The organism is Pedobacter sp. Leaf132, from assembly GCF_920984695.1.
GTDB lineage: Bacteria > Bacteroidota > Bacteroidia > Sphingobacteriales > Sphingobacteriaceae > Pedobacter.
The window spans coordinates 1-23,869 of sequence record NZ_CAKLBO010000005.1 but is presented as its reverse complement, the minus strand read 5'-3'; the positions used below and the strand labels follow the sequence as shown (position 1 = coordinate 23,869).

Here is a 23,869-nt window from a genome sequence, read left to right as displayed (position 1 = left end):
TTTTTAGAATTAAAAAGTAACCGACAGTCCGGTATTGAATGATTTAATGCCTGGATAAGCGCTTAGCGTTTCCGGGTCTAATCCGTAGTCTTTTTCCAGCCTGCTCCAGGTTAATGGATTGACAGCATTTACATAGAAGCGCAGGTTAGCAAGCGAAAGCTTTTTAACAAAAGCAGGACTAAAAGTGTAACCTAATTCTACGTTACGCAGGCGAAGGAAATCCCTGCTTTTCACCCAAAAGTCACTCGCGCGGTAATTATTATTGTTCGCGGCCGTAGTTAAGCGTGGATAATTCGCGCTAGCCCTGGTATCAATGCCCTGGTCCGGGTAATAAGCCCATGCATTTTGTGCAACCGGAAATACATTTCCATTGCCAACGAAGGCTTGAATCTGATTAGGGGCAGCACTTAAAATGTTCACTGATGAACCGCCAATACCCTGGAATAGTGCACTTAAGTCAAAACCTTTATAGCTAAAGTTTGCACCAAAAGAATAGGTCATTTCCGGAAATAGGGATTTGCCCACTGAGGTAATGTCCTTTTCATCAATAATATTATCTCCATTTAAATCCTGGTATTTTAAGTCTCCGGGCTGAACAAGCCCAAAGGCAGGCAGCGCGCCACCTTTTAAAGAACCATTAGCATTAAAATCTTCGAGTTGATAAAACCCCTTTGAAACAAGGCCATAATTCTGGGCTATTGATCGCCCGGTTTGCTGGTTGTATTCATATGGCTGGGGAATTTCAGCAAAATAGTCGATTTTGTTTTTATTGTAAGCCACCTGTCCCCAGATGCCATAACCAAAATCTCCTTTTTTATCTGAGAAGTTGACAGAGAGTTCAAAGCCTTTATTGGTTACTTTTCCAAGATTGGCAAAGCTATTTACAGTGCCATAAATTCCGGTAATGGTATTGTCCCGGGTAAGGATACCACTACGCTTATCTAAAAATACATCCGCCGACAGGCTTAGTTTTTTAAAGAAATTCACTTCTGCCCCAAAGTTGTATTTCAGGCTTTGTTCAGCAAAAATATCGGGATTGGCTAAAATATTCTGATTCAGGCCTGAGTTACCCGTGATGCTGGAGTTTCCGGTGTAAAAAGTTCCACTGTTATTATAGTACTGCTGATAGAGAAAGCGTCCGCTATTCTGGGTTTCTGAATCCATGCTTCCGGTCTTTCCGGCAGATGCGCGTAATTTCAACAGCGTGATGGATTTGCTATCTTTTAAGAATGCCTCGTTGGAAACTATCCAGCTGGCAGAAATCGCGGGATAAAATCCCCAACGGTTACCAGGCGCATAACCATCAGCGCCGAAGTAAGAAAAACCAAGTTCAGCAACATAACGGTTATCATAGCTATAGTTAGCCCGTCCACTGATATTTTGGTAACGGTAGATATAAGCATCGACGCCGCCATCGGTTTTAAAATCAGACTGATGATAATTTAGTGCAGATAAAATCTGGTGTTTTCCAAAACTTCTCTCATAACCGATTGTACCCATGAGCTGTTTCCAGTCTTCCTGTCCACCGGGAATCATGCCCGTTGCCCGGAGCGGAGTGAGTACATTTGTCGGGCCACCGGGCTGACCATTAAAGAAGCGGGGATAATCTGCCGTTTTAGAGTAATTACTCTGCGAATAGCTATTGAAGGAATAGGCCTGGCTTAAATATAAGCCTGGTGTGAGCTCATCCAGACGCTCTTTGAGGGTGAAATTTCCCTGAAGGATGCGTCTGTGGGAAGAAAACCAGCCCAGCGAATTGATAGATGCTACGGGGTTATCGGGAAAAAGCGAAGTACCAGAGTAATTTCCGGTAGCCCCATCCCTTACTGGATAAATATTGGATGGGTAACGCGAGAGGTTTTGCCACAGGTTGGCTCCGCTGTAGTTTGGCGCTTTACGGTCTTCAATTCTAGCGCCAAGATCTACCTTAGCTTCAAATATGTCAAACATTTTAAAGTCCAGGTTTGATCTCAAATTATAACGTTTGACTGTCGAATTTGAAGTCGCATCTGTTTGCTTGACATTATATAAGGCTTGTTGGTTGGCGTAATCCATCACGATGTTGTATCTGGCATTATCATCCCCGCCGGTAAAACTCAGGTCACCATCAGTATATGGCGCATGGTTTTTTAACACCTGATCAAACCAATCAACATTGGTTCCAGTGCCGTTTCTGTAGCCTTGCAACTGTGCAGGCGAATAAAGAGGGGACCAGACCCTGCCCCTGTCGTTACTGATGGCCTGATTATACAGGCTAGCATAGCCGAAAGCATCGAGAGGTTTATTGATATTGATCGCTTTCTGAATACCGGTCCTTGCCTGAAAAGAAATGGTCGGCTTACCAATTTTTCCTCTTTTTGTGTTTACATAAATCACCCCATTGGCCCCGCGCATCCCGAATGTGGCAAGCGCTGCTGCATCTTTTAAAATAGAGATGCTTTCAATCTCTGCAGCGGAGAGATAAGCTAGGTAATTGAGATTGGTTTCAAAGCCGTCAACAAATACTTTGTAGGTATTATAGCCACCAGCAGAGGTCGAGGATAGCGATCCCACGCCTCTGATTCCAAGCGCGGCGTTATCATAACCTGGCTCACCTGAGCCAAGGTTGACACTCAGGCCATTCAACCTGCCGTACAAAGTATTGGTTAAATTCATGGTCGGCGTTTGATACAAAGCCTCACCGCTCACAGATGAGACGGCAGCGGTCGAGTTAATTTTTTTGATATTAAGCAGTCTCCCCGGCTCTATACGCGCGGTATCCCTTGCCGCGCTATCACTTAGGCTCTTATTTTGTGCGGCAACATTCATCGCTAGGCCCAGCAGCAGGCAGGCGGAAAGAACAGTGCTTTTTATATATTGGTTAGTCATATTTCCTGTATAGTTAGTTTGTTTTCAGCGTTTAATACCCTGGGTTTTGAACCAGTATGCGTTTATTAATCTCCGAAAGTGGAATGGGTTCTAAATACATCTTTGCGTTCCAATAGGGGCTCAAAGTGTTGTTATTGGTGTAGGATAATATATCAGAGGTTATGGCAGGATTGCTTTTGCCAGGAGCAAAAGTAAACCTGAATTCTTCATACTGCCCGCCGATCACCCCGCTTGCGATATCAGAACGTTTCCAATGTTTAACATCAAAATACCTGCGGTTTTCCTTATAAAACTCTATGCTCCATTCCCGCTGTATTAACAGGCGAAGCCTTGACTGATCGGTTTCTGTGATACTTGGAAGACCTGCTCTGTTGTGGACAATGTTTAGGTTTTGAAGCGCTTTGGCCGTATTACCCAGTTCATTATAAGCTTCGGCTAAATTCAGGTAGAATTCAGACATTCGGAACAGTGGCCACTCAAACCAGGAACGGGTGCCTGCCTTGTAATAAAATTTGGTGCTCTGTGCGTCGCCTTTTCCGGATCCTGAGATATTCACACCTGAATTGATGTTATCATATGACCAGACTGAGTTTCCAGGGTTATTCCAGGCATCAATCCCATGCGCATAATTATCTGCCTTGAATCTTGGCTCCATCTGCTGCATGCGCGTATTGTAGTCGGTGTATGGTCTTGCCGCATCTCCTACCTTTGGCCAGTCCTGATCGGTACCGTCAGCTTTATAATAAATGCGAAGAAAATTTGTGATCATCCCTGCATTATCAGTTAGATATCTTTCGTTGTTAATGTCATTGCCCCCTCTTCCTGAAGATCCTCGGACAGGAATATAGAATTTGAACATTTTAACGTTATTGGCATTATTATCCACTTTATAGGCTAGTAATACTTCTTTATTATTGGGCGTTGAGGTTGCAGTCCCGTAGTCATCAAGTGCGTTAGGATTAGGGGTATTTGCACCGCCTCCGCTATTGATGATGTCGGTAGCATGGCTTTTTCCCCAGGCAATGACAGCTTCGTTGGCGGTCACTGCATCCGTCCACCTTTGCTGGCTTACGTTACCAAAACATATCATATTGTTGTTTGCACCTAAACTTAAATAAGGTGTTGCCGAATTAAATAAGGGTCTTGCAGCATATTGCAATGCTCTGGCTTTTATCGCCAGTGCGGCGCCTTTAGTCAACCTGCCCACAGACTTATCTGGCCAGCTATCTGGAAGCCCGGCGTAAGCGGCATCGCTTAGCTGAATAATGTTATCAAGGGTTGCCTGCAGGGTAGCGCGGGGAACAGCTAAATCATCTGAAGAGATAAAGGTTTTATTCACAATCGGCACACCGCCATAACGGATGAACATGCCCATATAACGGTAGGCGGTTAAGCCAGCCATTTCAGCTTTTACATAAGCTTTTGTGGCGCCATCCATATCAGGCACTTTATCAATGTTTTCAGAAATAATATAGTTACGCCTGATGGCTACAAAGTTATTCGCAAAGTTATCGGTACTGCGCTCTGAGGTAAGTCCTGCTAAACTATAAGCAGCATAAATATCTGCCCAGCTTTCTCCAGGCATCGCTTCGCCAGAAATGCCAGAAAGTGTGCCGTTTCCGATATTGGTGCCACCATTATCAAAAAGACCCTGACAAAGAGAAGTCCTGTAGGCATTGGCGAGCGCCTTGGTAGCCTCAACAGAGGAGGCGAAAACCGTCTCTATAGTTGTGTTCCCTGTAGTTTCAGGTTTTTCTAAAAATTCTTTCTGGCAAGAATAAAGGCCAGTCGCGCCTATTATTGCGGAGATGAAGTAAATTATCTTTTTCATATTTTTTGATAATCAGGTTTAAAAACGAATATTGGCGCCGAAAACGAAAGCCCTGGTTAGCGGGAAAAGGTAAGAAGTTCCGCTATCGGTTTGCTCAGGGTCAATCTCATCAAAATCATTGTCCCAAGTGAAAAGGTTATTGCCATTTGCGTAAATCCTAAGGGAACTGATGCGCGCTTTTTTCATGAATCCGTAAGTATTGAAAGTATAACCGAGTTCTATATTTTTTAACTTCTTGAAAGCTGTAGAGACTAACCAGAAATCAGAATTCTGGTAATTATTTGCCTCACTGGCTGAACCTGCGATGGTAGCTCTTGGAAAAGTTATCTTCTCCCCATTGGCAACCTTCTCAGGGGTCCATCTACCGTCAAACTGCCATTGGAATGCGTTTCCTGCATTTTTCACAAATGGGTGATTCATTCCGTTATTGATATTAAATGAACCTTTGCTTTTGCCAATGAAAAGTACGTTTAAATCAAAGCCCTTATAATTGATGCCGGTCTTCAAGCTAAAATCATACAATGCCCGGTTGGTGTATCCTATAGGCACCCTATCTGATGCATCTATTAGACCATCACCATTAATGTCTTTATAGCGGATATCTCCAAGGGCAGCCTGATTGCCATTATAAGTCAGCACAGGGCGGTTGTTAAGCTCTGCCTGGGTATTGTAAAAACCATCCGAGACAAAGCCTTTGTACTGACCAAAACTATAACCGGAGGTATTCATCCAAGGGTATGGGTTGAGGGCCTCGGCATTGTAAACGATTTTATTTTTTGCATAACTCAGGTAAGCGTTGATGTTATAACCAACCTGTCCCCTGGTTTCTGACCAGCCTAAGCTTACTTCATAACCTTTGTTGTTCATGATGCCCAGGTTTGCTCTTGGTACATTCGCTACTGCGACCCCATAACTTGCCGGGATGGTACCAGGCTGGGTGAAAATATTGGTCCTGTCATTTTTAAACCCTTCAATGATTAACGAGAGTTTATTTTTAAAAAATTTCGCCTCCAGACCTAAGTTTCTTTTGGTTTCTTCTTCCCAGGTTACCGACGGGTTACCAAGTTTACTCTCATTTGTTCCAGTGGTTAGCGTATTTGGGGTTGATCCGTCACCGTTGCCAAAATAATACCCTGGCTGATTGATCACAAAAGTACTGGGAAGATATACATAGCGGTCGCCACCAATTTTATCGTACCCGCTAAGTCCATATGAGCCCCGGAATTTTAAGAAGGTTATCCAGTCGTTTTTAGGAAAGAAGGATTCGTTTGAAGCGACCCATCCCAATGAATATGCAGGAAAAAGGCCAAACCTTTTATCTTCAGCGAACTGTTCGGTGCCGTTATATCCAACGCTGATTTCTGCCAGGTAACGCTCTTTGTAGTTATAGGCCACATTGCCCACAAGTCCCATATTTCCTGACGGGGTGTTAAAGTTATCTATAGGCAGATAATATTTTTGTGCATTTGCAAGCACAAGGGCGGTAACGCTATGGTTACCAAAGCTACGCGCATAGTCAATACCTGCATCCACGTAAAAAGTACGGTTCACGCTATTATGATTGGGATTAGGATTAAACGTACCTGAAGAGGTACGCTCGCCACCAAAAAAATCAAGTATATTTGGATCAATTGGATTGCGGCGAACAGAAAACTCCGGAAGAGTTACCCGGTAAGTGGTTGCTTTTGAGTAATTGTTTTCATAATTCACATTAGCCCTAAGGGATAGACCCTTAGTTAAATAGTCCATCGTGTATTTGGCCCCGATGCGTCCGGTTAATCTTGAATCGTATGTGGTTTCTGTTCCGCTGGCAAGTAAGTTTCTAATGGAATTCTGGTTACCCAGTAAACTTCCAATTTTACGTCCCAGTGGATTCGATGCCGTGCCTGGGTTACCTGCAATACTGTTGATGAGTTTATTGTCTATAATACCCGGCGCCATCATGGCGTTGGTATCATAAAGGTATTGCATAATGATTTTGTAGCGGTCAGTGAGCGAGGTTCCCCCATCGATACCAGGTCCAACGATGGTGCCGAACTGTCCGGATAAGTTAACCGAGATGGCCAGGTTTTTTACAGCGTTGATGTCAAAGTTGGATAAAAAGTTGTAGCGGTCATAGGTTGATTTCGTATTTGCGCCATAGTAATCTGTATTCTGAAGGATGGAGCCTTGCGAAAAATAGCCTAGTGAGGTATAATACTTTACTTTTTCAGTACCGCCAGCAATGTTTAAGTTAAACTGTTGCTGTGGACCCTTACCACCAAACTGATCTTTAAAGAGATCGCGGCTAGAATAATATAGCGCAGGACTGGCGTTCAGCGCATCCCTCTGGGCACTGGTGAGCCCTGGATAATTAGCCACTTCAGCAGGGGTATAGTCGCGGTTGTTGGCAAACTTCCATAGATCGTTGCTATCGAAAAGGTAATCATTGTAAGCAGACACACCATAAGTGCTCTGCTCGGTGCGAATCGCCTCATTGCGCATTAAAGCGAAATCATAGGAGCTTACATTCTTCGGCAAGTTGGCTGCTGTGGTGAATCCGAAATTTGTTGATGCGCTTAAAACAGGCTTACCAAGTTTACCTCTTTTTGTGGTCACGATAATAACACCGTTTGCACCCCTTACGCCATAAACTGCAGTGGAAGATGCATCTTTGAGAATATTAATACTTTCAATTTCATTGGCATCCATTGAGTTTAACCTCGAGTAGGTCTGCTCAGGCGGTTCTGGCACTCCGTCGATAACGATAAGCGGATCTGTTGACCCAGCATAAGTGGATACTCCACGGATATTAATGGCTGCATTATTGCGACCGGGTTCTCCACTTTGTTGCAAACCTGACACGCCTGGAGCATTACCGATAAGCATATTGGATATATTGGATACAGAGGTAGATACCAGTTCTTTTCCGCCAATGGTAGAGACCGAACCCGTTACGGTAATTTTTTTCTGCTGGGCTCCAAATCCTTTTACCACAACTTCATCCAAATCGCCGGTAGTTGATTTTAGTGATACATTGATTGTTGAACTGCTGGCTTCTAGTTCACGTGTTGCGTAACCCACTGCCCTAAAAATCAGGATAGCAGAAGATGAAGATACATTTAGGGAATATTGCCCTTCCCCGTTAGTTGAGGTGCCTTGCTGGGTACCTTTTATCATCACCGAAACGCCAGGCAAGGGTTGGCCACTATCGTCGTTAACTACGCCTTTTATGTTTCTTTGCTGGGCAAAGAGTTGGTAAGTAAAGGCTAGTAAAAAGGTTAGGCACACCGCTGTTGTGTGTAAAAAACTTTTCATAAAGATTATTTTGGTTAGTTGATTTGCAGGGTGCAAATTGTATAAGCAATATTAGTTAAGATATTGCCTGTTAATTAATGGTATTTTAACAAAATGTGGTATAATTTGTATAGATAATATTCGAAGTCAAGCGCTTTCTAGCATTATCTCTTTAGTGGCTTGAATGGATTTTAGCAGCACTGATGGTGAGGTATTTTATTGCGGAATTTGGCAAATGATTTTTTTAGCTGATAAAAAGTCTCAGCCCCATAGACACAATATTAGACTGATAACATCTTTTATCCTACCTATTATTTGAATGGTAATTTGCAAAAAAAGAAAAAAAGAGGACCCATTTTATTAAGGGCCCTCCAACCGCTAAACCAATTATAAAATTCATTTCGGCTAATTCGCTAACAGCCTTTGCAAGTTAACTTTAAGCTGATAGTATTTTAACCTATCTTAATGTTTTAATAACGAACTTCTTATAAATTAAAGCTATTACTAACGTTTTTCAATTAATTCCAATTGTTCATTTTTTTCAACCATTTTACAAATCTGTTGTACTGAGGCGGCGCTGGTAAATCCATCCTGTGGACTATTCATGGTATAATCCAATAAGCTATCAATGCTGGAGGTCGCCACATGCATTCTTGTATCTGAAGATGCGTAATAAATAAAAACCTTTCCGTCATCATCTGCTATCCAGCCGTTGCAAAAAACAACATTTGACACATCACCCACCCGCTCCTCGCCCTCGGGTGCGAGAAAATAACCTGCAGGCTTGTGAGTGACTTTGGTAAGATCATTTGCATCGCTTAAAAATAAATACAAAACATAACGAAGACCGGCGGCAGTATTACGCACTCCATGCGCCATCTGCAACCAGCCCTTTTCGGTTTTTATCGGAGCTGGACCAAGACCATTTTTAGCCTCGTAAATTGTATGATATATTCTCTTATCGATGACAGTTTCCACATCTACCGTTGCATGCTCAATATCATCTGCAAGCCCAAATGCAATACCTCCGCCTTTACCTGCCTCAATGAAACTGTCCTGTGGACGGGTATAGAATGCATATTTACCATCCACAAATTCCGGATGCAAAACTACATTTCGCTGCTGGGCGGAGTGGGTTTTGAAATCCGCTAATCTATCCCAATGAATGAGGTCCTTGGTACGAACGATCCCACATTGCGCAACAGCAGAAGACTGATCCGATTCAGGCGCCGACGCATCGCGGCTTTCGGTACAAAACACACCGTAAATCCATCCATCTTCGTGTTGAACAAGGCGCATATCATATAGATTCGTTTCCCCTTCGAGGTGTGGAATGATAGCTGGTTTATCCCAAAATCTGAAGTTATCGATTCCGTTATCACTTTCGGCGATAGCAAAAAAAGATTTCCTATCGCTGCCTTCCACTCTTGCCATCAGCACGTATTTACCTTCAAATTTGATGGCCGCCGAGTTGAATACCGCGTTGATGCCGATCCGTTCCAATAAAAGCGGGTTACTGCTCTCATCCAAATCATACTTCCATTTATAAGGCGCGTGGCTAGCGGTAAGCACTGGATTTAGGTAACGCTGAAAAATACCATTAGTGTAGTCTATTGCTTCGTTTTTTTGACGGATGAGCGATTCATATTGCGCTACTATTTTTTCCAGTCTGCTGTTAAAATTCATTTTATGTTAAAGTCTAAAAATCTAATTTTCTAATTTATTCCACCAGGTGCGTTTTAATATCGCCGCAATTATGACAATAAGAACAATGGTGATGATTAATGGCGTTTTCATCCAAAGGATAAAATACATCGGAAGGACAGTCAGGCAGAGCTGAGCTACTATGCCTAAACCTACATTGAACATGTCAAGCTTGAAGCGCTTGTTACCTTTAAAATCAGGGCTTTCCATTAAAATCAATTCATGAACCGGTTTCCAAAACCCCCAAGGCCTAACATTGCGGTAGAAGCTTTTTAGAACCTGCTCATCCGTTGGAGGAGCGCTATAGGTGCCCGCCAGAGCGCCGACGATGGAGATGATAAATAGAACTGGAAAATAATAAAGAAATTCAATACCACTAAAGAAGTGCGAAAAGATCAAGGCACCAGCGATACCTGAAAGCATCCCCCAGAAAAAGCCGTTTGCATTAAATCTCCACCAATACCATTTTAACACGTTCGCTGCGATATAGCCGCCATATAGCCCTGATACTATCCATTGCAAAATGCTGTTGACGTCTTTGGCAAAAAAACCCAAAAAAACACCAACCACAACCACCACTAGTCCAGTTAAATAATTCATCGTCATGATTTGCTTAGTAGAAGCTTCAGGCTTTACGTATTTTAGGTAAATGTCGTTTACGATATAAGCTTGAGCGGCATTTAAAGTTCCTGAGAAAGTCCCCATAAAGGCACCCATAAGACCGGTAAGTACAATACCCAACACGCCTACTGGCAAAAATGAATTTATGGCTGCTGGCAGTATGCGCTCAAAATCAGTTCCTGTTGGTGAACTTAAATCCAGTTGTTTGTAATATAAAAGCGCTAGCACTGTAAGCCCAATAACCATAGTGTATCGGACAGGAAGAAGTATTATAGAAACAAAACCTGTCATTTTCGAGGCGTCTTTGGGAGAGCTGGTTGAAAGTACTTTTTGCATATCATAATTTGGTGCGGGCCCGGCCAAACTTGCAAAGACACCTTTAAATAGCATCATCATAAAAAATAATCCAAATAAACCGTAACCGTCATCGGCAATCTTTTTATTGGCATCAGCCACAATATTTGACCAATCCAGCTCAAGTTTCCATCCAAAAAAAGGATTCGCCCAACCCTTCGGGGTCTGAATGGACTGGCTTTGCAGGTGAGTAAAGGCTATATAACCAATGGCAATACAGCCTATGGTCATGATGATGTATTTGATCACATCTCCCAATACAATACTATGCATTCCCCCGAGTATGGAATAAAAAGTTGCAAATAAGGTGAACAAAATACCATAAAAGTGGGGGACATATTGTGCGCTGACATTAAAGGGTATATAGGGCTCCACGATGTTCCACGGTATGAAAATTTCGACAAATTTACCAAGACCAATGAAGCCGTATGCTAAAAATCCCAGACAACCGATTAGAGCGAAAACAACTGTGACGTTATGGGATGCCTTAACACCGCGGCCCTTTAAGCCAAAACGTGTGGCTAACCATTCCGCACCAGTATCAGCATTTGATCGTCTTAACCATTTTGCAAGAAACATCATGTTGAAAACCTGATTGAAAACAGGCCATAGCCACGGAATCCAGATGCTCTTGAGTCCATAAACAAAGCAAAGCGAAACCATCCACATGGTTCCGCTGATATCGAACATGTCTGAAGCATCACTTAAACCGAGCATATACCAAGGCAATTTTTTGCCGCCCATCAGGTAGCTTTCTTTATTTAAACGGGCTTTATTGCGGTAATACCAACCAATGAAGACCATCATCACTAAATAAAAGACCAAGATTAGAATATCGAGTAGGTGCAGCTTCATCTTAGTCGTTTAGCGCTTGTTTGGTTAACGTAATAAGGGTTGAAACTGGAAATTGGAAGTTGTAATGGTCCTGAATCAAAACTGGAGTATTTCTCATATAATGTTTGGTTAGTGCATCACGAATTTAAGATTCGCTGCTGCATTTTATATTTCAAAAGTAGCCTTGAAAAGAATGAAATGTTAATACTATTTTATCCAATGTTTGTATTTTAAAAGCATGCGTTAGCTTTCCGGGTGAGGGAATAAGGGAGTACCAGATGCACAAGGCCATATCATTAAGATTTATTTGAGGTTGCAATTTCCAAAGAGTGATTAAAATGTTGGTAGAGATTTTGAATATCATCGATAGTATTTTATCAAAAAATAATTGGCTGGGTTAAGCTGAGGAGAGTTTGTTATCAGCTGCTATCCTAACTTTATTAAATCTACTTTGTGAAATAGGGAGCCGGAAAGGCGATTTGGTGGTTCTGCAGATGAAGCTGGCATAAAAAACAATTGCGCCTAGGTTGAACTTAAGAAACCATATTATCCACTGTGTCAAAAAAATCATGAGCCCTAAGACGGGGGCAGGTGATTTTGTTGAAGCACTTGGTAAGATCCAAAGAAATAATTGCCCTATATAAATTTACCAATTCTGTTAATACGCTAAAAACTGATCTAGTTAACGTAAATTCATTCCAAAGACTATTAATTTTCCAAAAGCCAATGTGGAGTTCCGCAGTATCGTATCGTGTGGCGACAGAAATTCTATGCTTACTCCGATAATTTATTTAAAGATATCTCTCAGCATTTCTCAGCCCAACCCCTTATAGAATGAGGATGATGAGTTGAACATTCTTTGAAAAGGATAGTAATCTTCTTCTTATAAGGCTTTTAAAAATTAGTCTTCCCATGGATTAAAACAACAACCACCGAAACTTTTGATGGCTGCTTTTCGTTTCTAGTATAAGCCACATCGTTATGAAAATATCTCAGCTTATACTTCTCTTTTGCTTTTTCATCTCATTCCATACTGCATTTGCCCAGGATGAAGCATCCTACACTTTTAAAAACCCATCTACCAATGGTACTGGCAAGGTTTATCTGGGTAGAGAAATTGCCCACGTAATGAGCTTCGAAGGTGTAGATTGGCTGGAACGCAATAGCCGAACGCAGGAAGAAAACACCATTCTGGCCATAGCTTCCCTGCCGATAAAAATTAATAGTGTAGTGGCCGATATCGGTGCGGGCTCAGGATTCTATACTTTCCGAGTTGCCCAGAGCAACCCAAAGGGCAAAGTTTATGCGGTGGAGATTCAAAATGACGCCATTGCCTATCTTAAGAAAAAAGCTCTTGAGGATAAATTAGCGAATGTTGAAGTAATCAAGGGTACAGAAATATCTCCCAACTTACCACCTAACTCGATTGACTTGGCTTTTATGGTGGATGTTTACCACGAGTTAGCGCACCCTGTAGCCTATCTGGCTGCTTTAAGGAAGGCACTTAAACCAGGGGGCAGGCTGTTACTACTTGAGTACAAGGAGGAGGATCCGACAGTAGCCATCAAAGCTGAACTGCATAAACCAATTAATTTGACCCCTTTCTGCCAATTGTCCAAAATACAGAAAAGCAAAACTTTACAGCAAATTTATTTCCGTTAAGACGGGATCAATGTGCTCTGGTTTATCCAGCCTGGCTCTCTTCAGTGAAAAGATCATTTAAATCAGATTCACAAAGTTCGTAAAGCTCCTCATAGGTGATCCCAAGTTCGGTAAACCGTTTGATGTACCCATCAACAGTCTTACGGTTAATTTTCAAAAGGAGAGCTACCTTCCGGTTGCTGAATTTCTTTAGCTTTAATGCAATCAAAGTGCGAAGTTCCATGATATCAATCCGTTGTCCTGCCATGTATCTGCTTTTTTATCTCAGATACAAGACTATAATAAATCATGGAAAGTGGCCCATTGACCTCCGTTTTAGAAGTCCGGAATAAATAATTTTGGCCCAATTACCTCCGTTTTATAGAAAGCTAATAACGGAAGGCTGGCCCAATGACCAGCGAAATAAAGCCTTTTTTTTGGCCCAGTCATGAATGAAATGGGTGGCCCGCTATGCAGCGAAATGAGTGGCCCAGTGACTTGCGTTATAGACATCTTGTTAATCTAATTGTTTGTTATTTCAATCATTTCTTTTGTATTTGATTGAAGTAGCAATCAGATTAAGGCAATTTGAAAATAGGGTATTGAGATTTCGCTTGTTGAAGGACAAGTGATTAAATTCTGATCCTATATGAACTGATACGGTCCGATTATGATCCGATTACAATAATCTGTAATAAGATCAGGATCCAATCCCTTAATGACAAGTTATAGCATGACGATACACCACCAAAATGCTTCTTAGGTATGATCTCTGTTTTTGAAGTAAATGTTGTAAAGACGAATGTCTCTCTGGCTGACCAGTTTATTTACATGTTTCGTATTTTTCGGCGTTCATCGCCGAAAAATAGCGCTTTGATAAATCAAATTGTTTATATATATTTGAGTTATCGGCGTTCATCGCCGAAAACCTTTAAGATTGTAAATATGCCAATAGATTCCAAAAGACGTAAAAATGTATTCCGCTTGGTGCCGGAAGGGGTACTGGTTAGCAGGAAATGGTTGCTGGATCACGAGTTGTCTAATCATGCAATCGACAATCTACTTAAAAGTAACCAGCTAACAACAGTTAAGAATGGTATATATAAGCGCGAAGGATCAATAGTAGATTGGGGAGATGTCGTGTACTTTTTACAAAGAGCTCAGAAAACAGACCTAACTATTGGTGGAATAACAGCTCTAGAACTTCAAAAGTTATCTCACTACCTTGCTTTATCAAAAAAAAGAACAGTGCATTTATATGGAAAAGAAGCTCTGCCCGGCTGGCTAAACAGAGCAACAGATAGTGCCAATTTTATAAAACACAGCCTAACTGATTTATTAGGGCAGCCGGTTACCCAGACATTACAGGGGCAACTGTACAATTTTACCAAGACATTAAGCTGGAAGGACAGTAAAGAAGGGTTAAGGCTGTCTACGCCTGAACGAGCCATCTTGGAGGTACTAAACGATGTTCCTGCGAAAATATCCTTTGAACATGCTGATGAATTGATGCAAGGTTTGACAACGCTATCTCCGCGTGCTTTACAGCAATTGTTAGAAATATTCAATAATGTTAAAGTCAGGCGTTTATTTTTCTATTTCGCTGAAAAACAAAACCATCCTTGGTTAGCCAAGTTGAACAAGGCAGGATTAAGTTTCGGATCCGGAAATCGTGTGGTGGCCAAAGGTGGGCATCTAAATAAAAAATATCAAATTACGGTACCAGCAAGCTATGAGTAAGAAAGAAGAGTACATCGAACAGGTAAGGTTGTTAATCCGCTTGTTGCCGATCATTGATAAGGAAGACTACTGGAGATGTGCTCGCTCTTTAGATAAAATTAAATAATTAAATAGGCAAGGAAAGGCTATCACTAACTTTAAGAATACACTTCCTGATCCTTTATCTGAACTTGCTCAGCAAACGTTAAAAGATCCATATGTATTCGACTTTCTTACCTTAACTAAGCCATATCAAGAAAGAGATATAGAACGACAATTGATTTCTCATATTACAAAATTCTTGCTGGAGCTAGGAAAAGGATTTGCTTTTATTGGCTAAAATTGAGATCATCTGTCGCTGTTGATACCATATATTCCGGACGAAATCAACAAGTGGTTTACAGTTTATATAATGGCCGACAGGTAAAAACCGGCGATACCATTTTGTTTACTCAGAATTATAACAAAAAAATGATTGCAGTTGTTGCCTCTAAGAATGGTATGATAAGCTATCCTAAAACAATAGGTAATAAAAGAGATGTTAAGGCAAATGATATGTTATATACCATTTCTTCAATAGAGCCATTTCATCACAAACTTTCGGTTCCTTTTTCTTTAATCCGATAAGACGCAGGTATTCTAGCTTATCCTTGCAAAGGTAAAAGTCAGCAAACTCTTTAGTCTGATAGCCATTATCATTATAGCTCTTTTCAAAATAACAAGACACATCTAAACCCCGCTGGTCACATAATGAGGAAAATAATATTTGCTCAAAGATGACATTGAAACTTGCAGTTGTTTTATTTTCACTTGATATATTCTTTAATGCGAACGTTGCTGCGAGGTCCACATATTCTTTTAAAAACATCAGGTAATTGCCTCCGAAGATACCCGCATTGACTGAAGGAATAGAATTAAGATTTTGTATGTTCTTCACACAAGTTGGCAGATGAGTAAGATGCCTAAACTCGGAAGCACACATATCTGAATAGTAAGCGGTTCCTAATTCTTTATTTTGCACAATCAGATCGGAATTCTCCTAAGCCCCACTAAACTTTTCCCAAATAAATACATCCCCGTCAATATGAATAAAAGGTTTTTCCTCCAGTCCGTATGTAAGTAATTTAGGCAATGCTCAATACTTATCAGTTAAGTAATCTAAATCATCAAAACATACCTTAATTTCAGTATAAGGTAAATTCAGTATTTCTCCAAAAATCTTGGCAGCGTTCGAATCCGTGTAAATCAACAATTCTTGGTAATGTTCTCTTATCTTGTCCATAAACCAATTCATTTGACCCCCTTTCGTCAATTCTGTAAAATACAGATAAGCAAAACTTTACATAAAATTTATTTCTGGTGGAACGGGGTCAATCAATTCTGGTCTATCCAGCTTAGTTCTAAAAGTTGTTTGATATACCATTTCAGTTTTCATTGTTTTAAAGAAACTCTCTGCAACTGCGTTATCCTACCAATTTCCTTTTTTGCTCATACTCTGGATTAGTGGTAACCCCAACAACTGTTTCTTAGACTCTGAATAAGCATACTGAACGCCCTGATCAGAGTGGAATATTAGTGTATCTCCGATTCTCCTGTTTGCTTTTGCCGTCTAGAATCCGCTAATAGTTGTGTTTTTGATTAGTGACCACCCAATTACCTTTCTATCCGCAAGGTCGATAACCGTTGTCAGGTAAACCCATCCAGCACCTGTGAGTATGTAAGTAAGGTCCGAGACCCATTTTTCTCCTAGCCCTGTAGCCGAAAAACCTCTGTTGAGAACATTTGTTGCCACAGGATGCACATGATTTGAGTCTGTTGTTTTTACCCATTTCTTTGGGTATAACACTCTGGATACCAGCTTTCCTCATTATCCTGGCTACCCGCGGCCTGGATGCTTGGATACCCTTTTCAGCGAGCTTGGCCGCAATCCTTGGAATCCCGTAAACCTTTTTGCTATCGCTATGTATCTCACCGATCTCTTTGATTTAACCAATAATAGAAACCACTGCTAGCTTACCCGACATACCCTACACATCATTTCAACTGGAAATATTATTCGGTGCTCCCTTATAAATCCGAATATCTCCGGTCTCCCTTGGAAAAGATGCCGACCGCCTTTTTTAAGATGTCACGCTCCAGTTGAGCATCTTTTAGCTCTTTCTGTAGTTTTTTAATCAGCTTTTGATCATCGGTTAATTCTGCTACTCCTTGCCCGCACTCTGATTCCTGTTGTCTCCATTTACTCAAAAGAGCATAGTCGATACCTAGCTCATCAGCTACCCCTTTTACAGATCCCTTAGTTTAAGAAAGCTCTACTGCCATCTTTTTAAAGGATTCGTCAAACACCCGTTTGCTCATATAATTAAAAGTTTCTTTCCAAATCTGACGACTAAATCCCTATAGTCAAATGTAGCAACTCCAAAATTTTATCAAATAATGAAGGGATAATTTATTTTTCAACGGAATAAGTATATCTTGAAGTATAAGTGTCCTCTATATTTAAAAAGCACAGTAACTACAATAGATTGCCGGTAAATGTCAGAGAACGAAGGAAAGATTTTATCATTATTTAAAGCCGTTCAACAGGGGGATAAAGCTGCCTTCGATGAATTATTCCTGCTTTACCATCAGAAACTAATTTCGCTGGCCAGACACTATGTGACTAGTCAGGAGGATGCTGAAGAGATTACTTCTGAAATGTTTGTGAAATTATGGTTGAAGCGTGGTAATCTCTCTAAAGTTTCCAATCCCGAAGTATATCTCTTCATTTTGATAAAGAACGCCAGTTTAAATGTTGTCAGGTCCGAAAAAAGGAGAAAATTGATTTTCAGCTCATCCACAGCTGAAGAAATTGCTTTATACCAAGCAGTATCAAATCCTTCTGACCGGGAACTATTTTTATTGCTAAATAATGCTGTGGCAGCACTCCCCCAGCAGCGGAAGATAATCTTCAAGTTGATTAAGGAGGAAGGGCTAAAAAGCAAAGTAGTCGCAGAAATTATGGATATCTCCGTACGCACAGTAGAAAACCAGCTCTACAAAGCGGTAAAATCCCTAGCTGATACCCTTAGCGGGTATTTAGGATACCATCCTCAAGCAAAAAAAAACGGGACAAAAGTAATTCTGTATTCATGTCTTTACTTTTTTTATAGTATGAGTAAGTAGTATGGGTATAGGACGTGTCTTTACTTTAAATACATGAATGATGAAAAGAGATAAATTCATTTTTTTATTTTCAAAAAAACTTTCAGGCGAAATTGAAACCGCAGACAGGGTTTTACTAGATAAAGCCAATAGTGAAAACGAGGAATATAAACGATTGGCTAAGCTACTGACCATTTATTATAATCAGAAGCATCCCCTTGATGAGGTAAGTAGCAGTCATCAACTCAATCAAGTATGGACGCGCATATATAGTATTGAAAATGAAAACTTTGAGGATAAATACAACTTTTTACCTTCAAAAAGCCAACGCCGTACGCCTATTTGGATAGGGGCAGCAGCAGTTTTGATTGTGCTTTCTTTCATTAGTTTTTTAGCATACAAACTGGGTAACCAGCAACCCTCATCGGAACTGGTTCGGTTAAGCACTAACGAGGAAAAAACTTTTAAAATGATGGATGATGGCACCAGAATCTGGCTGAATAAACATTCAAGCCTAGTTTACAATAAGGCATTTGGAAAGACAAATAGAGAAATCACTTTGTCTGGAGAAGCATATTTCGATGTGGCAAGAAACGCCAAAGTCCCACTTTTCATACATGTGGGTGATATTGATGTTGAAGTAAAGGGAACCGCCTTTAATGTCAGGGCCACCGGCGATAAAAAAAATATCGAAGTGGCTTTGGTGAGGGGCTTAATCCAGGTAAGTGATAGGCAGCAAAAGCAAAATGCTCTACTGCTACACCCTAATCAGAAAATCGTTTATGGCTCAGCTCAGCAAAATGAAATAAATAAACTTCAGCTCCGTTCAATAAATCCGTCCGCGCTTTTGAAAGAGACAGGATGGATAGCAGACACGCTTGTTTTCAGAAAAGAAAAACTCAGGGAATTGGCCGCAAAACTGGAAAAAAAGTACGATGTAAAAATAAATATCCAAAGCGACGTGTTAAAAGAAAAACGCTTCAGTGGCATTTTTATCAACGAAACCCTCGATCAGGCCCTTACCTCTTTAAAATTATCCTATCCGTTAATCTTTACCATCAATAAAAGGATGGTATTTATTAAGGAGCAGGAATGAATAAGAAATCCATGAATTTGGCAATTGACTATGTTTTGAGGTATTTTATATGAGAAATAATAGATATGCTAGAATAGTAATCACTTTGATACTAATTATCCTTTCTGACTTATCAGCAAGCGCGCAACAGACTAAAATTACGCTCAAGTTGGAACGTAAACCAATTATAGAATTATTTAAAGCAATACAACTTCAAAGCGGCTATTCGGTAGTGTACAGCGATGAGGTGGTTTCTGACACAATGATGATATCCGTGAATGCGCGTAACCTACCGGTGACTCAGGTGCTCGATAGCATTTTAGCGTCTAAGAATTTATTTTCCCAAACCCTTTCTCCATCACTGATTGTGATTCGAAACAGGATCTCAGCCTTAGAAAAACCTAAAGATAATCAGCTATTGATATCAGGAAGAATTGTAGACGGGGAGGGCAATGGTGTTCCATTTGCAACGATTTCAGTTGTCGAACGTGGCGTGCTGATCAATGGAAACATTACAGATGAGCAAGGATATTTCAAATTCAGACATGACCTTAAACAACTTCATGATGCTACAATTAAGTTGACGTCTCTTGGTTATCAGGCTAAGATTTTAGAATTTCTTCCACCCCAGCCATCCGGAGTTCTGGATTTTGGTAACATCAAGCTTAACCCTGAATCCAAAACGTTGCAGTCGGTACAAATTAAAGGGAATCAAAGAGTAATTGAAATGAATGAAGGTAACATTGTTTTCAATGTTTCAAAAAGCATCAATGCTCAGGGCAGTAACGCCCTTGAATTATTGGCCCGCGCCCCTGGCGTAAGTGTAGCGAGTGATAATTCAATTTCCTTAAATGGCAAGGCTGGCGCCTCTGTCCTGATAGACGGGAAGATGACCTACCTGTCAAATACAGAAGTGGCGGAGTTACTTAAGACCATGTCCTCATCTAACATCAGGTCGATAGAAATCATAAATAGTCCGGGCGCAAAATATGATGCGGCAGGTTCAGCTGGCATTATCAACGTAAAAACTTTGAAGTCTGCTGTTGACGGATTAAATGTGAGCCTGACCTCAGGACTGAATTATGGTGTGTACCTGAGAAATAATCAGGATATATCGTTTAATTACCGAAAAAACAGGCTTAACCTCTACGGCGCCTATAGCCATTTTATAGGCTATTATTCCTATCTCTATGGTGGCGACCGGGTTCAGGAAGGCAGGTTTTTTAATAGCTCAACTGACGATGTGGATAAGAGAAATAAAATCGGATCGAGAGTTGGTGCTGATTTTCTGATTAATAAAAAAAATACAATAGGTGTTCTATTGAATGGCAACTTCCTTTTTGGCGGAGGCATTACTGATACCAGAACAGAAATCGGACCCGAATCCACCAGTACAGTAGAACAGGTCTTGACCGCCGTGAACGACTATTATGCGCAAGGTACCCAGCGCTTCAATATCAATGCGAATTACAAATATGAAGATACCCTGGGCAGAACGCTCAATATAGATGCAGACTACGGAACTTTTACCAAGCGTGCAGGAAACCTCCAATCCAACAGATATACGCTGATTGACAATACGGTAACCAGCGACAATCTTTACCGCTCGTTAAATGGAATCGACATTAATTTAGCCGCTGTCAAACTCGATTACACGACTAACTTATGGAAAGGAAAACTGGAAACAGGGCTAAAATACTCGATGGTATCTTCTTCAAACGATTCACGGTTTCTGGAAGTTCAGCAAACGAGTGAAATCCTGGACCCATCACGATCAAATAAATTCTCGTTTCAGGAACGAATCAGTAGCGCTTATTTCAATTATAAAAAACAAATTAGCAAGTGGCAACTTCAAGGTGGATTAAGGGTAGAATATTCAGCTTCCATTGGTCAACTGGAGGAAATCTCAAAAGTCTCGGGCAATCAGCAACGCATTGATAGAAACTATACTAACCTTTTCCCTTTTTTATCAGCTAATTTCAAAGCTTCACCTTTGCACAGCCTTTCGCTTAGCTATTCGAAAAGGATTGATCGACCGGCTTACCAAAATCTGAATCCATTCATATACCTATTGGATGAGCTTTCTTTCTGGCAGGGAAACCCATTCTTAAAACCTCAGATTAGCCATCGCGGGTTAATTCAATATGTTTATGACAGCTCCACCATTATCGGCATGAGTTACAGCTATACCGATGACTTCAGCGTTGAAGTGACCGATACGATAGGCGTTTCAAAGATTGTGATGGTTCCCCGGAATCTTGGCCATCAAAAGCATTTAGCTTTAACCTTAACACAATCTTTAAAACCTCTCGCTTGGTGGGAACTTACCTTTAACGCAACCCTTTTCAGGCTTAACAATAAAATTGACTTTGGAAATGAAAGAAAACTTGACCTAAACCAGACTGCTGCCAGGCTCGGTCTTCAGCAGACCTTCAAATTACCAGAAGGTTTTGTCGGGGAAATTTCCAGCGTTTACAATTCGAAACGTTTAGTTGGTGCCAATCAGTTTTTTGAGCCCAACAGCCAGATAGACTTAGGACTTCAGCGGAGCTTCCTGAATAAAACCGCAAGTTTAAGAATTGTGTACAGTGATATTTTTAAGGGTAATCAGTCAAACTCTTTCCAAAGTATTGGCGGGTTCAGGATCTGGAATTATGGGTATTTTGAATCCCGGCAACTCAGGTTAAGCTTTAATTATAAATTTTCTACCGGAAACTCAAAGGGACCTAGAACGAGAACCTCTGCGCTCGAAAATGAAAGCGGTCGGATAAAGTAACAAAGGTAATATTGGGTCTCCTGGAATTTCTCCAAATACGAACATTGAATTCGAAGTATTAAATGCGAGCTTCTATATAGGTTATTAAAGCTTTTTTGCATGAACGACCCTTCCCTGAGTCAGTATTAGCTCTATTATTTTTCCATCTTCAGCTGCAACGAATTCTATGGTTCCATTGATTTCCTTCGAAAAGAATTTGGTCTGGCTTTGGGCAAGGGCTTCGATTTTCGGCTGTCCGGTGGCCTGGGCGAAAAGGCGTTTGCCATCCCGGCTGATGGTCAGTATAAAATTGGGCATAAGCTGATATCGGCCGGTATAACTTTCCAGTAGTGCTTCAGGAACCTCAGTCACGTTTACGGTTTTAGTTTGGTAAAGTCCTTTGAAGCCATAAACTTTGGCAATGCTGTTGATGAGTTCAGGTATGATCGCGCCGTTATCTGAATTGACCATGATGACAAGGCCGTTGCCCCCTTCCAGGCTACCGTAATATGCGGATTGAAATCCATAATTGGAGCCCCCGTGACCAAAATATTTGGTACTGTCTGGCGATTCAATGAAAACGCCAAGGGCAGATCCATTACTGTTCGTATATGGTGTCAGACGGATTTTGGTGTCTGATTGGTTTAATACTTTATTGGATTTGCCGTGGTAGGATAGCTGGGTTTCGATAATGTATTTAGACAAATCAATTGGATTGGTCCAAAGGCCAGCTGCTGCCTGTTCGGGGTAAATGTGGAAGTCTCCTTTAATCGCTGATCCATCTGCAAGGTATCCGGTGGCCAGGTTTTGTTTTTTTCTGTCTAGTGGCGGTTGGGCAAAAGTACTTTCGTTCATGCCCAGGGCTTTAAGAATAGTATTGTTCAGATAATCCTGGTAAGTTTTACCAGTAAGGTCGGTTAAGAGCTGCTGGGAAATGGTAGTGCCTCCACCAGAATACTGCATCTTCGATCCTGGCGCAAACTGCGACCGTACGGGTTCAGAATTTGCAGGCTTTGTACCATTGAGTATCTGGATGGTGGTGGGTAAAGCGGCGCTGGTCTCGTAACCGCCGAACCCGTGGACACTCAGGCCCGCGGTATGACTAAGCAGGTTAGCGGTATTAATTTTTTTGCCTTTGGACAGGGAATCATATGGGAATTTCCAGTTTTTCAGGTAGGTATTGATGTCTGAATAAAGGTCCAGTTTTTCATCGTGGAAGAGTTTTAAAATGGCCAGGGCATTGAAAGATTTGCTGATAGAAGCCGCCTGAAAAAGTGTATTAGTTGTGGCTTTGGTCTGTGTAGCGGCATCGGCCATTCCATAGGCTTTAGCAAAATCAACTTTATAGTCACTGATGACGGCGATGCTCAGGGCTCGAATGTTGTAATGTTCCATTCGCTCTAAGAGGTTCATTGGTTTTTCACCGCTGATGAGCGTCTGGCCGGTGAGGTTGTTTTCGACCTGAGTGATTCGGTCGTTAACGTTTTGTTGGGCGGAAGTGCTTATGACCCATAGGCAAAACGCTGTGATGAGCAGATTGGTAGGCCCTATTGCCTTTAAGAAAATTTTGAAGCTTTTAGGCTTGATTGGGTATTGCAAGGCATATTTCATAATATCGCGATTTGGCTTATGACTAAGCTACACAATTATTTTTCAAAAAACCCCCTTGCTAACTAAAACAATAGTTAAATTAGTTGAGTGTATTTATTAAACCTTCTACAATATTATAAAAATCAATTTTTCAAATTTTGGCATACCCGTTACCTTTGCTCTAATTTAGATTTACATTTTATGATGTATTAGGACAGAACCTCGACTGTTTCCTGAATATCTATGTTCAATTTTTTTTTAAGACAGCATTTGGTTGCATAAAATATAAACATTGTAGTCATGAAATCAAATGAATATTCCGACGCATACTGGAATTGCAATAGTACACTAGAGATTTTGTTTCGTCAGATATTTTTTTTTGAGATGCATTTATTTAGATTCCTCTGGATGCAATTTATGCGGCTTTTTTGCTGTTCCTCATCGTTTTTTCAAACTC

General features: G+C 40.9%; 14 protein-coding genes and 3 pseudogenes. 6 read left to right on the top strand and 11 right to left on the bottom strand.

Going from position 1 to position 23,869, the window contains the following annotated elements:
- Positions 1 to 9: 9 nt before the first annotated feature.
- The 5 genes from LUA86_RS10895 to LUA86_RS10875 form a co-directional block, all read right to left on the bottom strand.
- The gene (locus LUA86_RS10895; RefSeq protein ID WP_231460665.1) at positions 10 to 2,868 is read right to left on the bottom strand and encodes a SusC/RagA family TonB-linked outer membrane protein; all 2,859 of its coding nucleotides are present in this window, start codon (positions 2,866 to 2,868) and stop codon (positions 10 to 12) included.
- 31 nt (positions 2,869 to 2,899) lie between these two features.
- Complete coding sequence (locus LUA86_RS10890; RefSeq protein ID WP_231460664.1) at positions 2,900 to 4,699, bottom strand: RagB/SusD family nutrient uptake outer membrane protein; 1,800 nt, start codon at positions 4,697 to 4,699, stop codon at positions 2,900 to 2,902.
- 18 nt (positions 4,700 to 4,717) lie between these two features.
- Positions 4,718 to 7,996 carry a TonB-dependent receptor gene (locus LUA86_RS10885; RefSeq protein ID WP_231460663.1) on the bottom strand — a complete coding sequence of 1,093 codons (3,279 nt, stop codon included), beginning with the start codon at positions 7,994 to 7,996 and terminating at the stop codon, positions 4,718 to 4,720.
- A gap of 483 nt (positions 7,997 to 8,479) precedes the next feature.
- Positions 8,480 to 9,661, bottom strand: a complete 1,182-nt coding sequence (locus LUA86_RS10880) for a glycosidase (protein ID WP_231460662.1) — start codon at positions 9,659 to 9,661, stop codon at positions 8,480 to 8,482.
- A 21-nt stretch (positions 9,662 to 9,682) separates the two neighbouring features.
- Positions 9,683 to 11,509, bottom strand: a complete 1,827-nt coding sequence (locus LUA86_RS10875; RefSeq protein WP_231460661.1) for a sodium:solute symporter family protein — start codon at positions 11,507 to 11,509, stop codon at positions 9,683 to 9,685.
- 960 nt (positions 11,510 to 12,469) lie between these two features.
- Here LUA86_RS10875 and LUA86_RS10870 point away from each other — a divergent pair.
- Positions 12,470 to 13,150, top strand: a complete 681-nt coding sequence (locus LUA86_RS10870; protein ID WP_231460660.1) for a class I SAM-dependent methyltransferase — start codon at positions 12,470 to 12,472, stop codon at positions 13,148 to 13,150.
- A gap of 22 nt (positions 13,151 to 13,172) precedes the next feature.
- Here LUA86_RS10870 and LUA86_RS10865 read toward each other — a convergent pair whose 3' ends face one another.
- Positions 13,173 to 13,397, bottom strand: coding sequence for a hypothetical protein (locus LUA86_RS10865; RefSeq protein WP_231460659.1), 225 nt, complete (start codon positions 13,395 to 13,397; stop codon positions 13,173 to 13,175).
- 497 nt (positions 13,398 to 13,894) lie between these two features.
- Between LUA86_RS10865 and LUA86_RS10860 the strand changes: the two genes are divergently transcribed.
- On the top strand, positions 13,895 to 14,869 hold the full coding sequence (locus tag LUA86_RS10860) for a type IV toxin-antitoxin system AbiEi family antitoxin (protein WP_231460658.1): 975 nt from the start codon (positions 13,895 to 13,897) through the stop codon (positions 14,867 to 14,869).
- Between the two features lie 127 nt (positions 14,870 to 14,996).
- A complete protein-coding gene (locus LUA86_RS19335) occupies positions 14,997 to 15,188 on the top strand; it encodes a PDDEXK nuclease domain-containing protein (RefSeq protein WP_370634370.1) in 192 nt (63 codons plus the stop codon).
- A 201-nt stretch (positions 15,189 to 15,389) separates the two neighbouring features.
- On the opposite strand, the pseudogene LUA86_RS19330 reads toward LUA86_RS19335, so the two are convergent.
- The 4 genes and pseudogenes from LUA86_RS19330 to LUA86_RS19320 all read right to left on the bottom strand — a co-directional run.
- Positions 15,390 to 16,130 (bottom strand): annotated as a pseudogene (locus tag LUA86_RS19330) (DUF6734 family protein).
- A 57-nt stretch (positions 16,131 to 16,187) separates the two neighbouring features.
- A pseudogene (locus LUA86_RS10845) lies at positions 16,188 to 16,301 on the bottom strand (IS3 family transposase); the annotation flags it as partial.
- 208 nt (positions 16,302 to 16,509) lie between these two features.
- Positions 16,510 to 16,824, bottom strand: coding sequence for an IS3 family transposase (locus LUA86_RS19325; protein WP_370634369.1), 315 nt, complete (start codon positions 16,822 to 16,824; stop codon positions 16,510 to 16,512).
- Positions 16,825 to 16,915: 91 nt separating this feature from the next.
- Positions 16,916 to 17,131: pseudogene (locus tag LUA86_RS19320) on the bottom strand (IS3 family transposase); the annotation flags it as partial.
- Between the two features lie 252 nt (positions 17,132 to 17,383).
- Here LUA86_RS19320 and LUA86_RS10840 point away from each other — a divergent pair.
- Genes LUA86_RS10840 through LUA86_RS10830 form a run of 3 tightly spaced genes read left to right on the top strand, consistent with a single transcriptional unit; the run spans position 17,384 to position 21,843 of the window.
- Positions 17,384 to 18,013: an RNA polymerase sigma-70 factor gene (locus tag LUA86_RS10840; protein ID WP_231460654.1), complete on the top strand. Its 630-nt coding sequence runs from the start codon at positions 17,384 to 17,386 to the stop codon at positions 18,011 to 18,013.
- Positions 18,014 to 18,053: 40 nt separating this feature from the next.
- Positions 18,054 to 19,088 carry a FecR family protein gene (locus LUA86_RS10835; RefSeq protein ID WP_231460653.1) on the top strand — a complete coding sequence of 345 codons (1,035 nt, stop codon included), beginning with the start codon at positions 18,054 to 18,056 and terminating at the stop codon, positions 19,086 to 19,088.
- A gap of 49 nt (positions 19,089 to 19,137) precedes the next feature.
- Positions 19,138 to 21,843 (top strand): outer membrane beta-barrel protein, encoded by a 2,706-nt coding sequence (locus LUA86_RS10830; protein ID WP_231460652.1) that lies wholly within the window; start codon positions 19,138 to 19,140, stop codon positions 21,841 to 21,843.
- A gap of 84 nt (positions 21,844 to 21,927) precedes the next feature.
- Here the strand turns inward: LUA86_RS10830 and LUA86_RS10825 are convergent, their stop codons facing one another.
- Positions 21,928 to 23,433: a serine hydrolase gene (locus LUA86_RS10825; RefSeq protein ID WP_231460651.1), complete on the bottom strand. Its 1,506-nt coding sequence runs from the start codon at positions 23,431 to 23,433 to the stop codon at positions 21,928 to 21,930.
- Positions 23,434 to 23,869: the final 436 nt, after the last annotated feature.